We start from the raw sequence: 13,067 nt of genomic DNA, 5'->3' as shown, positions 1-13,067 counted from the left end.
GGTAATGCTGGAGATACAGCAGCTGGAAGTATTACTGGTAATGTAGTGACTATTGACTTAGATTCAGGTTTTGACACAAATACTGAATTAGTTGATGGTGAAGTAACATTGGTAATTACTGCTAACTTAACAGTAGGTAATGATTATCAATACTTCCAATCTGAAATTGCTGTTCTTGAAACTGATTTCACTTACAATGGCGATAACGGTACAGGTGGTTCAGCAGACTGGTCAAATGCTAGACTTGAAGGTGTAAGCAAAGTAACTGGTGCTACACTTTCAAAGAACTAAGTATTTAATTTCTTAGAAGTTTCACGATAGCTTTTAAAATCGTACATTTCTCCCATCCCGCTTTGCGGGGTGGGAGATTTTGTTTTTTTGGGGGATTTCCACGTCCGACGTTGCCAACGTCGGACGTTGGTGACTAATCAAATTCCAAATCTACGTCATTATTTTCTATTTTATCTTTATAATTTTTGATAATAGATTTATAGATAGTTTTATCTATAAAATCATTACTATCTACTATTCCAGAATTAAATTTATCTGAAAAATAATGATGGGAAGTATAAAGCCAGTCATTTATATTATTTACAACCCCATGCTTTATTGGATTTAAATTTACATAAACAAAAACTGTTTGCAAATAAGTATCACTACTTATAAGTTTAGATTTAAATGGTCCTTGAAAAATTCTCCCAGAATGCTCTCGTCTATTATTGAAATATTTTGTATAAGAATTTAATAAAATAGATATAAACTTTGATATTTTTGATCCATGATATTGATTAGTATTTGGTTTGTAACTGCAACGTCGGACGTTAACAACGTCCGACGTTGGTTCTTCTAGTAAAAAATGAAAATGGTTTGGTAATATTGCATAAGATAAAATTTTTACTTTAAACTGATCTTTATAAAAAAACATTCTACTCAAAAAATAATTATAATCCCTTTGATTATAAAAAATTCTTCTTTTTTCAGTTCCTCTATTATAAACATGATAAATATTGTTTGATAATATATTCCTTATCATAATCGCTTTTCTTTATTTATTAAAACAAAAAGATCGCTTTTGCGACCCATGTTTATATTTTACTTCAGAATATATCAAAGTCAATACTATATACCACACGTCCGACGTTGGCAACGTCGGACGTGGAGAGAATTGCCTATTTAGATTATATATTATAGAATATTTATAAGTTAATAATTATAGAAAAATAAATGAATAATTTAGAAAAGAACTTAAGAATTGTGATAAACATACTTATTGTAGGTGTTTTTATAAGTTGTACTTTGATATTTAGGGAATGGATATTTCCATATATTACATCAAAAGCAATACCATTTAGAATATTAGTTGAGTTATTGTCATTTTTTTATCTTGTATTAGCTTTATATTATCCAAAATATAGACCAAAAAAATCCATTTTACTTTTATCAATTATTATTTTTACATTTATAACTATTATTACAGCTATATTTGGACTAAATCCAAAGCTATCATTTGTTGGAGACCTTGAAAGAATGTGGGGTATAAATACATGGCTTCATTTGGTTTTATTTTTTATAGTGCTTAGTAATTTTTTAAAAACAAAAAAAGAGTGGTTTGTATTTTTGAATGTTTCACTTATATTTTGCTCTTATATTGCTTTTTATGGATATTTACAAAGATGGAATGTGTCCTTTGTATTTCAAACTGGTGGTCAAATGATTCAGAGTGTTTTGGGTAATGTTTCATATACAGCAGGACTTCTTATTTTGGGAGTTTTGTTGTCTTTATATTTATTAGTCACAAAAAAAGAATGGTACTTTAAATTGATTTTTGCTACTCATATATTTATACAACTTCCTGCTATGTTTTTGACTCAAACTAGAGGTGCTCAAGTTGGTTTAATGGCTGCTATATTGATTTTGGGAATATATTTTATTTTTAGAGGTAGTTCAAAAGTTTTAAAGATTTCACTTATTGTATTTTTGCTATCTATTATTACATTTTTTGGATTAGCTTTTGCAAACAAAGATGCTGATTGGGTAAAAAATAATGTAATTACAAAAAGAATTGTTAATATTTCTTTTGCTGAAGGTACCGTTAGAACTAGACTTATATCATGGAATGGAGGATGGCAAGCATTCAAAGAAAGACCTATTTTTGGTTATGGAATGGAAAATTATGGTTATGCTTTTGATAAATATTTTCAGGCTGATTATTACAATATAGCCCCTACTGAAGTATGGTTTGATAGGGCTCATAATATGGTTGTAGAAACTTTGGTAGCTACTGGAATATTTGGTATTCTTTCTTATTTATCAATATTTGTTATTCTTTTTTATTATCTTTTTAAAATTCATAAAACTCAACAAGATGAAGATGAAAAAATATTTTCTATATTTCTTGCAGTTATAGTAGTAGCTTATTTTATACAAAATTTGTTTGTATTTGATACATTAGCAGTTACAACAATGTTTTTCTTTATAATTGCATATATTGAAAGTAGCTATAATGAAGTTTTTGATAAAAAATTGTTGTGGGAAAAAATAAGTAATTCAAACTGGATAATAATTTCTTTTGCTGGAATAATAGTTTTTTATTTTGTACTTGGTATGAATATGAATCATTTAAATATTGCAAAGCAAGATTATATTGTACAAAGAAGTTTTCATCAAAGTACAGATTTTACAGATATATATACTAATATAGAAGAGTTATTTAATTATCCTGGATATTTAAATAAAGATTCTGTATCTATGACAACTGACATACTAACCAGCTCAATGTCAAAAATAAATAGTCAAGAAAAAGCGGAGATTTTTAATAATATATATATTTTTTTGATAGATAAAAATAAGGAATATCTAAAGGAGGATTCAAAAGATGCTTATACGCAACTTAATTTAGCTAGACTTTATATGGGTAAGGCTAGTATGTTTTCTCAAGATAGTGATGAATTTAAAAATAATTTAGAGGAATCAAAAAAAATAATAGATTATTCAATAGAATTATCTCCTCAGAAATTGCATAATTATTTCTTAAGATCTAGGGCAAATCTCAATCTAGGGAAAATGGATGAAGCATTAGAAGACTTACAAACAGCTCTTAAATATAATGATAAATATGGTACAACTTATTGGTTGATTGGAGAAGTTTATTCATATATGAGCGTTGATAAAAAAATAATCTTGGATAATATAGATAATGCTATAAAACATAATCATAGATTTTTATTAGGTGATTTAAAAAAGGCAATAGCGTTATATGGTGAAGATGGATATTCAGATCAGAGAATATTTTTGTATGAAAATATTATAAAATATGAAAATAACCCAAAATATTATTCAGAACTTGGAAAATTATATCAAGAAAAGGGAATGAATGATAAAGCAGAAGAAAATTTTAATAAAGCTTCATATTTATACAACAATACTTCTACAACTACAAATATTAAGTAATATCAATTATAGACGGCCTTTATTGTGTTAATAATTGTCTTTGACCAATTTGTTTTATAGTTATAAAATATAGAGACAAAATTATTAAATTTAAATTATGTTGAAAAGCGATTTAAAACAAATTAAACAGATTATCAAAGATGAACTTATTGAGAATAATAAGAATCTTGTTACAAAGAGTGAGTTTGTGAATAGTAACAAAAATATATTTAGGAAAATAAAAGAATTAGGAGAAGAAATAGCTATAAATACAAGTCAAAGTATAAATGAATTAAGATGTGAAATGAATGAAAGATTTGATGAGGTCAATATAGAGCTTAAAAAGAAAATAAGTAAACAAGATTTAATTGATTGGGATTTTGGTATGGGAATTAGTTCAGATATTGATAAATTAAAATATTTACATATAGATGAACTCAAATCTTTACCAAATAGAGCTAAAATAAAAACAAAATTAGTAGCAAATAATTTATAATTTGTTTAGATAGATATTTTTTATATTCTCTATAAAATTTTGAAAATCAAATTTTGATAATATTAACCTATCATTATTTTTTAATTTTTCTGCAACATCATTATTGTCTAAAAGTGTTTGTATTTTATCTGTTAAATCATTTATATTTTTTACGTCATATATTAGCCCATTTTGATTATTTTCTATAATTTCAGTCAATGATTCAAGATTACTGCAAACTATTGAAATTTTGGCTTCTAGAGCCTCTAAAAGTGTATAAGGAAGACCTTCCTTGATTGATGTGAGGGCAAATATATCAAAAGCTTTTAGATATTTATAAGCATTGTTTATATTACCTATCAAAAAGAAGTTTTTTAAATTATTTTTCTTTATTAGTTTTTGAAGATTTTCTTTTTCTGGGCCGGATCCTATAATTATAAATAATAAATTATTATATTTTTCATTTAATAATATTGCTGATTCGATTAAATAATTTATACCTTTGTTTGAATATAAGTTGGATATGGTTCCTATTATTTTTTGTTTTGTGTCTAGCGTGTTTATTTTTTGAAATAAAAATTCTCGTGCATCTTCATTATTTAAATAATTTTTAGACTTTATTCCATTGTAAATCATTGTAAGTTTGTTTTTTGAGACAATATTTTTTTCAAGTGCTAAATTATAATCATTTTGCGACACACAAATTATTTTGTCTTTGAATTTTGAAGAAAATTTTTCCAATAATATATAGAATTGTTTTTTTGTGGGATTTAGATTTTCTTTGAAAACCCAACCGTGAGCTGTATAAATTATTTTTTTCACTCCAGTTAGTTTTCCAGTTATTGAAGCTATGAAACCAGCTTTTGAAGAATGAAGATGAATAATATCAAATTTATATTTTTTGAAAAATATAAATAATTCCAAAAATGCTAGCTTATCTTTAAAAATGTTTATATTTCTTATTAGATGTTTTAATTTGACAATTTTTACATTTTTGTTTGTTATATATTTTTTTAATTCTTCTTTTTTTCCTTCACCAAAGGCAATAGTTATCTCAAAATTATCATCAAGATTGTTTATTATGTCACATAGATATTTTTGAGCACCGCCAAAGTGTGTTTGTGTTATTATGTGGCAAAGTTTTGTTTTGTTTTTATTCATAGTTTAATTTTAACTCCCACCCCCGGGGTTGGCAACCCCGGGGGTGAGGTAAGATTGATTTTATGACTCATTTATTGTATTGTTATTGTATTATATTATTATAATTCAACCTAAAAATATGGATAAATTAACAAATAAAAACATTTTGGTAACAGGAGGAGCTGGATTTATAGGATCTCATTTATGTGATGAATTGTTGAATTTAAATGCAAATGTCGTAGCTTTGGATAATCTCTCAACGGGAAAAATGGAAAATTTGGAATTAGCAAGTAAAAATTCTAATTTTGAATTTGTAAAAGGAGATGTAAATGATCTAAGTTTACTAAAATCTGTTTTCGAGCAATATCATTTTGATTATATTTTTCATTATGCAGCAGTGCTTGGCGTAAAGAGAGTAATGGAGCAACCACTTTTGGTTTTGGATGATATAGTTGGAATAAAAAATATATTATCACTTTCAAAAGAATTTTCTATAAAAAAGGTTGTTTTTTCATCATCATCTGAGGCATATGGAACTTTGAATGAATTACCTCTTAGAGAAGATAATAACAAGGAACTTTCTTATCAAACACACAGTACGAGTTTATATGCACTTGTGAAATTGATGGGTGAAAAAATTATGAAAGTTTACAATGATAATTATGGAGTAAAAACTTGTTCTTTGCGATTTTTTAATGTATTTGGAGAAAGACAGGAATCATCTGCTTATGGTTTTGTAGTTGGAGTATTCATAAAACAGGTTTTAAAGGGTGAATCTCTAACGATTTATGGAGATGGATATCAAACAAGAGATTTCATCTATGTAAAAGATAATGTCAGATCTGCCATAAAAGCACTTTTGTCAGATTCTACAAATGGTGAAACAATAAATATTGGACTTGGAAGACAAACTACAATACTTGATTTAGCACAAAGAATTATTAAAATAAGCAATAAGGATTTAAAACCAGTTTTTATAGGCGAGCGTGGTTATGAAATAAAATATAGAAGCCCAGATGTTTCAAAGATGCAAAGTTTGTTGGGGGAAAAAATAGAAGATAATTTGGATGAAAATTTGAAAAAGACCTACGAATATTATGCAAACAAAAAATAATATAAAAATAGTAATTCTATCTGCTTTTTATGAGCCATTTATGTCTGGTGCAGAACAGATGGTTAAAGAGATTTCTGAAAAATTAGGTGATTTTTATGATATTACAATTATTACTGGAAGATTTAATAAAAAATTAGAAAAAATTGAACAAAGAGAAAATTTCAAGATTATAAGAGTAGGAATTGGAAATAAAGTGATAGATAAAATTTTGTATCCAATATTATCAAATTTTGTAATTTTGAAAATAAAACCAAATATCGTTCATGCTATTATGGAGAGTTATGCTGGAGTAGCATTGATATTTACAAAATATTTTTATAGTAAGGCAAAAAGAATACTAACTTTACAAAGCGGGGATTTGGATGATAATAGAAAACAAAGAAAATTTTTTATAAAATTATTTTGGAAAAGTATTCATAAAAGCCCAGATATTATTACAGCAATAAGTTATTTTCTTGCAAATAGGGCTATCAAGCTAGGAGTAGATGAAAAAGATATTTATGTAATACCAAATGGAGTGGATTTTTCAAAAATTCCTCAAAATATAGATAAAGTAAAAAATAGAGTACTATGTGTTGCAAGATTATCTTGGGAAAAAGGAATTGATTATCTTGTGAAGGCTTGGAAAGAATTGATTGTACAAATTCCAGATGCAAAATTGGTTTTGGTAGGAGAGGGTAATAAGAGGTATGAAATAGAAAAATTAATAAAAGATTTAAATTTAGAAAGTAGTATTGAACTGAAAGGAAATCTTTCTCACGAAAAAACACTTATTGAAATTTCAAAGTCAGAAGTTTTTGTATGCCCATCTTTGGCAGAGGGACTTGGAATTGTTTTTATAGAAGCTCAGGCTTGTAATGTTTCTGTAATTGGTACAAAAGTCGGAGGAATTCCAGATATCATAGTAAACAATGAAAATGGTTTACTGATAGAATCAAAAAATAGTGAACAAATCACAAATTCAATAATAAAATTGTTAAATAGTGAAGAATTAAGGAATAAATTTATTGAAAATGCAAAGAAAAGTGTTTTGAAGTATGATTGGGGAAAAATCGTAGAACAAATAAGTAATTTATACAAATTTTAATGAATAAAAAAATATTAATAGCTACAGGAATTTATCCGCCAGATATTGGAGGTCCGGCTACATATTCAAAAGAATTAGCAAAAATACTAAAAGATCAATGGTATGATGTTTGTATTTTGACTTATTCAAATATAAATATTAGCGAATCGGACAAAGATTTAAAGTATAAATTAATAAGAATAAAAAGAACAAATAAATTATTAAATTATATAAAATATTTTATAGCACTTTGTAAAAATATAAATAATTATGATGTTGTTTATGCATTTGATTATTTTAGCGCTGGAATTCCATCGCTTATTGTTTCTAAATTGTTTGGAAAAAAAATAATGATAAGAATAGGTGGAGATTTTATTTGGGAAAGATATTTGAATATATCTTACACAGCAGAAACTTTGAAAAATTATTATGAATTAGGGCTTTATAAAAAAGATTTGTTTCGTTTTTTTATAATAAAATTTGTTTTGAAAAGTGCTGATAGATTGGTATTTACAACAAATTTTCAAAAACAAATCTTTGAAAAATATTATAATTTGAAAAGTGATAGAATTTCTGTAATAAATAATCCAGTTTTTTTTGATTCAAATATAGGTGATTTGGCAGATGATATAAAAAACAATGAAATAATTTGTCCAGGAAGAATGATAAATAAAAACAATTTAGAAAGATTGATTGATATTTTTTTGTCAATTAAACAAGATAATTTTGTTTTGAGATTAATTGGTGATGGACCTATGTTTGATAAATTAAAAGAAAAATCAGATAATAAAAAAATATTTATTGAAAATAGTAAAAATAGAAATGAATTAATGGGTATTTTGAAAAAATGTCGCGCTGTTGTTTTGCCTAGTTATACAGATATTAGTCCAAATACAGCAATAGAATGTTTATTTTTGCAAACTCCATTTGTCATTACAAAAGAGCATGGATTTGATTGGCTAAGAGGAAAAGTTTTGGAGTTTGATCCACTATATAATGAAGAAATAAAAAAAGCATTGGAAAATATAATGAATGAGGATTTTTATTTGGAATACTTAAAGAAAGTAAAGAATATAAATTATAATTATAAAAAAGAAGATATGCTACGAGATACAATTAAATTATTTGAAGAAATATTATGAAGATTTTTGTAATTGGAAATGACAAAAATATTTTTGATAAAGAGTCTAAATTATTTGGAAGAGTTGTTGAATATTCCCAGCTTGTAGAAAAGTATACAGTAGTTGTACCGAATAATAAAACGATTAATTTAAATGTGTCAGAACATTTGAATATATTTAGCTTTGGTGGTAAAAATAAATTTTTTCAAATTATAAAATTATTTTTTTCTTCTATAAAAATTTTTAAAAATGAAAAATTTGATGTTATAAGCGTTCAAGATCAATATTTTTTGGGTTTTGTTGCTTATTTGCTATCAAAAATGTTTAGAATTGGTACAGAGATACAGGTTCATGGATTTGAAAAATTTTATGGAATTAGGAAATTATTAGCAAAATATGTTTTGAAAAATGCAAATTCTATAAGAGTTGTAAGTGATAGATTGAAAAATCAACTTATAAGAGATTTTGGAGTTTTAGAAAATAAAATAACTATTGTACCTATTTATTCTGATTTAAAAAAAATAGACACATGTCTAAATGATAATAGTGAATTTATATTTATTACAATTTCCAGATTGGTAAAAGTAAAAAATATACAAATGCAAATAAAAGCATTTAAAAATGTAGTAAATTTTTTTGAGAACAATAGTCAAAAAAAAGTCAAGGATTTAAAACTGTGGATAATTGGTGGTGGTTTGTTAGAAACAAAATTAATATCTCAGGTTAATAATTTAAATCTTGATAAAAAGGTTGAATTTTTTGGTTGGAGAAATAATTTAGATGATTTTTACAAGAAAGCAGATGTGTTTTTACTTACATCAAATTATGAAGGATGGGGAATAGTAATTATTGAAGCTGCAAATTATGGATTGCCAATTATTATGACTGATGTTGGATGTGCTGGAGAATTTATTACAAACAATGAAAATGGAATTGTAATTCCTATTGGAGATCAAAAAGCATTGGAGTATAAAATGATTGATTTAATAGAAAACAATGATTTGAGAACAAAATTATCAGAAAATGTAAAAAAATCTATTTCTAAATTATTAACGAAAGAAGAAACATTTAATTTGTATAAAAAATCTTGGGAAAAGGCAGTTTTGTGAATTACATTAGATATATAGAATAATTGCAAATATATATTTAAAGGAAATATTTATAACTAATTAAATAAAATAATTTAAAATAAAATATCTAACGGAATGAAATTATTAATTTGTACACAAAAGGTAGATAAAAATGATGGAGTATTGGGCTTTTTTCATAACTGGATTATTGAATTTACAAAACATTGTGAAAAAGTTGTAGTAATTTGTTTATTTCAAGGGGAATATGATTTTCCAAAAAATGTAGAAGTTTTATCTTTAGGAAAAGAGAATGGAGAAAGTAGATTAAAATATATTTTTAGATTTTATAAATATATTTGGAAATATAGAAAAGAATACGACAATGTCTTTGTACATATGAATTCAGAATATGTGATTTTGGGTGGAATATTTTGGAAATTTTTAAACAAAAAAATATATTTGTGGTATGTACATAAATCAAAAAATATTTATTTAAGAATCGTAAATATTTTTGTAAAAAATATATTTACTAGTTCCAAAGAATCGTGCCTCATAAAATCAAAAAAAATTATTTTTTTGGGACATGGAGTAGATTTAAATATATTTAGAAAAATTAATATAGAAAAAGACAAGAATTTATACAAATTACTTTATGTTGGAAGAATATCTCCTATAAAAAATTTAGATATTTTAATTGAAGTATTTAATATATTAAAAAAAGATTCTTTAATTAATAATTTATCATTGACTATAGTTGGAGATGTAGTTTATGAATCAGATAGAGGATATTTAAATAATATAAAAAAGAAAATCAATGATTATAAATTAAATAATTATATTAGTTTTCTTGGAAATATTCCTATTGATAAAATGTCTGATATTTACAATAACCATGATTTGAGTATAAATTTATCACCAACTGGTGGAATGGATAAAACTGTTTTGGAATCTTTTGTTTGTGGTGTTCCTTGTATAGTTTTTAATAAAGCATTTAAAGATGTATTTGGTGAATATGGAGATGTTTTTATTTTAGATAATTTAGATACAAAAGAATTATCTACGAAAATTTATAATATTTATAGAAATAGTAACTTAGAAGATACAAAAAGATTATTAGATTTGATACAAAAAGATTATAATTTAAGTCAGTTGATAACTAATATTTCTAATAAAATTAATTTATGAATAATAAATATAAATTTGGAATATATGATAATATATCTAGATGGAATAGTTATTTTCATCAAATAGATGAAATATTAAAACTAAAACAAAATAATATTTTGGAAATTGGAATTGGTAATAGTTTTTTGAAAAATTATTTTGATAATAATTTCAAAAATATTTCCTTCAAAACTTTGGATATAAATCCAGATTTAAACCCAGATTATGTTTCCAGTGTTGATAATATAAATTTGGATGATAATTTGTTTGATATTGTTTGTGCATTTGAAGTTTTGGAACATTTACCTTTTGAAAAATTAGAACAATGTTTAAAATCTCTTCATAGAGTTAGTAAAAAATATTGTATTATAAGTGTTCCACATTGGGGAAGAAATTTTGGTTTTAAAATTATTTTGCCATATTTTCATGAAATAAAAGTTCATTTTAAATTACCATTTTTGGCAAAAAAACATATTTTTAACGGAGAACATTATTGGGAAATAGGTAAAAAGGGTTTTAAATTAAATAAAATAAAAAAAATCATTGATAATTATTTTGATATAAAAAAGGATTTTGTTTCTTTTGAAAATCCGTATCATCATTTTTTTATTTTGGAAAAGAGATAATTTATGTGTGGAATAAATGGATTTAATTTCTCTGATCAAAATTTAATAGAGAAAATGAACAAGAAAATAGAATATCGAGGTCCAGATGATACTGGTATTTTTGTTGATAATGAAATATCTTTGGGTCATAATAGACTTTCTATAATAGATTTATCACAGCGTGGTCATCAACCAATGGAAAGTGATGATAAAAATTATATAATTACATACAACGGAGAACTTTATAATTTTAAAGAAATAAAAAAAGATTTAGAGAATAATGGATTTCATTTTCATTCAGATACTGACACAGAAGTAATTTTGAATTCTTATATAGCCTATGGAGAAAAATGTTTAGAAAAATTCAATGGTATTTTTGTTTTTGCTATTTGGGATAAAAAAAATAAAAAATTATTTATTGCTCGAGATAATTTTGGTGTAAAGCCATTGTTTTATTATTTTAAAGATAATAAATTTATATTTTCTTCAGAGATAAAAGGAATTTTGGAGCATGATATTGATAAACAAATAAGTATTGATGCGCTAAATTTATATTTTAGATTTTTGTATATTGCTGGACCTATAACAATTTTTGAATATATTAAAAAATTACAACCAGGGCATTTTTTAATTTTTAAAGAAAATAAAATAGAGATAAAAAAGTATCATAATTTACCAACTGAGCAAAATGAATGTTCTTATGAAGAAGCAAAAAATATTATTAGAAAAAAATTTGATAAAGCAGTAGAAGGACAATTAATTTCTGATAGACCGCTTGGAATTTTTTTGAGCGGCGGAATAGATTCAACAGCTATTTTAGGATCAATGTCTAAAATTGTTAAAAACAAAATAAAAACTTTTACAGTAAAATTTGACGTTGATACTCAAGAAGAAAAATTTAATATGGATAGTATTTTGGCCAGAAAAAATAGTGAATTTTATAATACAGAGCATCATGAACTTTTGATAACTGCGCAAGATGTGACAGAAAATTTAGAAAAAGTAGTGTATCATATGGATGACTTAGTTTCTAATCATATACAAGTAGCAACATATTTATTGTCAAAAGAAGCTAAAAAATATGTTGATGTAGTTTTGGGTGGAGATGGAGGAGATGAAATATTTGGAGGTTATGATAGATATTATTATTATAATTTAGTTGATAAATGGCAAAATATACCAAAATTAATCAGAGACAATAAATTTACATATAATGTAGCAAAAATATTTGGTAAGGAAAGTGAATATTATAAACTTAATTCTCAAAGTGGTATTGATTTGTTTTGGCAGTTCAGTGCACAAAAAGAAAATATTATAAAAAGATTTTTAAAACATGATGTTAATAATCTAAATAAAAGTAAGGAAATAATTAATAATAATTATTTTGATTTACTATTTAAAAATTATGCTAATTATTTAATGAAAGTAGATTTTTGTACATGGCTTACAGATGAATCTCTTTCTAGATCAGATAAAATGTCTATGGCTTTTGCACTTGAAGAAAGAGTGCCAATTCTGGATAAAGAATTAGTAGATTTTGCATTTTCTATTCCAATATCTTATAAATTAGGAAATAAACATCAAGGTAAAAAAATTTTTAAAGAGGCAATAAAAGATTATTTACCAGATTATATATATAATAAACAAAAAACTGGATGGTTTTCGCCAACATCTAAATGGCTCAGAACTGATTTGAAAGAAATAGCTTATGAAATATTGTCGCCAAATTATAATCCAGATACAAAACAATTTTTTGATTTTTATGAAATAAAAAAAATATTAGATAATCATATAAATTATAAAGAATATGCATTAAATACAATTTGGTCATTGATTACTTTTCAGATTTGGTATAAACAAAATTTTAAATAATAAAAATTTAT

Annotated in this window: 12 protein-coding genes; 10 read left to right on the top strand and 2 right to left on the bottom strand. The window is 24.7% G+C overall.

The features are described 5' to 3' along the window. On the top strand, positions 1-291 hold a 291-nt coding region (locus tag PHZ07_02560), incomplete at its 5' end, for a hypothetical protein (GenBank protein ID MDD3284452.1). 133 nt (positions 292-424) lie between these two features. On the opposite strand, the gene PHZ07_02555 is transcribed toward PHZ07_02560, so the two are convergent. Next, positions 425-1,033, bottom strand: coding sequence for a hypothetical protein (locus PHZ07_02555; protein MDD3284451.1), 609 nt, complete (start codon positions 1,031-1,033; stop codon positions 425-427). A gap of 191 nt (positions 1,034-1,224) precedes the next feature. On the opposite strand from PHZ07_02555, the gene PHZ07_02550 reads away from it, so the two are divergent. After that, positions 1,225-3,450, top strand: coding sequence for an O-antigen ligase family protein (locus PHZ07_02550; GenBank protein MDD3284450.1), 2,226 nt, complete (start codon positions 1,225-1,227; stop codon positions 3,448-3,450). Between the two features lie 97 nt (positions 3,451-3,547). Further along, the gene (locus tag PHZ07_02545; protein ID MDD3284449.1) at positions 3,548-3,925 is read left to right on the top strand and encodes a hypothetical protein; all 378 of its coding nucleotides are present in this window, start codon (positions 3,548-3,550) and stop codon (positions 3,923-3,925) included. On the opposite strand, the gene PHZ07_02540 is transcribed toward PHZ07_02545, so the two are convergent. Continuing rightward, positions 3,920-5,065 carry a glycosyltransferase gene (locus tag PHZ07_02540; GenBank protein MDD3284448.1) on the bottom strand — a complete coding sequence of 382 codons (1,146 nt, stop codon included), beginning with the start codon at positions 5,063-5,065 and terminating at the stop codon, positions 3,920-3,922. The genes PHZ07_02545 and PHZ07_02540 overlap by 6 nt on opposite strands. Positions 5,066-5,183: 118 nt before the next feature. On the opposite strand from PHZ07_02540, the gene PHZ07_02535 reads away from it, so the two are divergent. The 7 genes from PHZ07_02535 to asnB all read left to right on the top strand — a co-directional run bounded on the left by PHZ07_02535 (position 5,184) and on the right by asnB (position 13,056). Beyond that, on the top strand, positions 5,184-6,158 hold the full coding sequence (locus tag PHZ07_02535) for an NAD-dependent epimerase/dehydratase family protein (protein MDD3284447.1): 975 nt from the start codon (positions 5,184-5,186) through the stop codon (positions 6,156-6,158). Beyond that, positions 6,142-7,245 (top strand): glycosyltransferase family 4 protein, encoded by a 1,104-nt coding sequence (locus PHZ07_02530; protein MDD3284446.1) that lies wholly within the window; start codon positions 6,142-6,144, stop codon positions 7,243-7,245. Before PHZ07_02535 ends, PHZ07_02530 begins: the two co-directional genes overlap by 17 nt. Then, positions 7,245-8,366, top strand: a complete 1,122-nt coding sequence (locus tag PHZ07_02525) for a glycosyltransferase family 4 protein (protein ID MDD3284445.1) — start codon at positions 7,245-7,247, stop codon at positions 8,364-8,366. The genes PHZ07_02530 and PHZ07_02525 overlap by 1 nt, the downstream gene beginning before the upstream one ends. Beyond that, a complete protein-coding gene (locus tag PHZ07_02520) occupies positions 8,363-9,454 on the top strand; it encodes a glycosyltransferase (GenBank protein ID MDD3284444.1) in 1,092 nt (363 codons plus the stop codon). Before PHZ07_02525 ends, PHZ07_02520 begins: the two co-directional genes overlap by 4 nt. A gap of 96 nt (positions 9,455-9,550) precedes the next feature. Beyond that, positions 9,551-10,600, top strand: a complete 1,050-nt coding sequence (locus PHZ07_02515) for a glycosyltransferase family 4 protein (GenBank protein ID MDD3284443.1) — start codon at positions 9,551-9,553, stop codon at positions 10,598-10,600. Further along, positions 10,597-11,205 (top strand): methyltransferase domain-containing protein, encoded by a 609-nt coding sequence (locus PHZ07_02510; protein MDD3284442.1) that lies wholly within the window; start codon positions 10,597-10,599, stop codon positions 11,203-11,205. The genes PHZ07_02515 and PHZ07_02510 overlap by 4 nt, the downstream gene beginning before the upstream one ends. Positions 11,206-11,208: 3 nt before the next feature. Further along, positions 11,209-13,056 carry an asparagine synthase (glutamine-hydrolyzing) gene (gene asnB, locus PHZ07_02505; GenBank protein MDD3284441.1) on the top strand — a complete coding sequence of 616 codons (1,848 nt, stop codon included), beginning with the start codon at positions 11,209-11,211 and terminating at the stop codon, positions 13,054-13,056. The last annotated feature ends 11 nt before the right edge of the window (positions 13,057-13,067 follow it).

It is taken from the genome of Patescibacteria group bacterium (genome assembly GCA_028692545.1).
Classification (GTDB): Bacteria; Patescibacteriota; Patescibacteriia; order UBA1558; family S5-K13; genus STD2-204.
The sequence above is the reverse complement of the archived record's forward strand: the minus strand, read 5'-3'. Positions and strand labels throughout refer to the sequence as shown.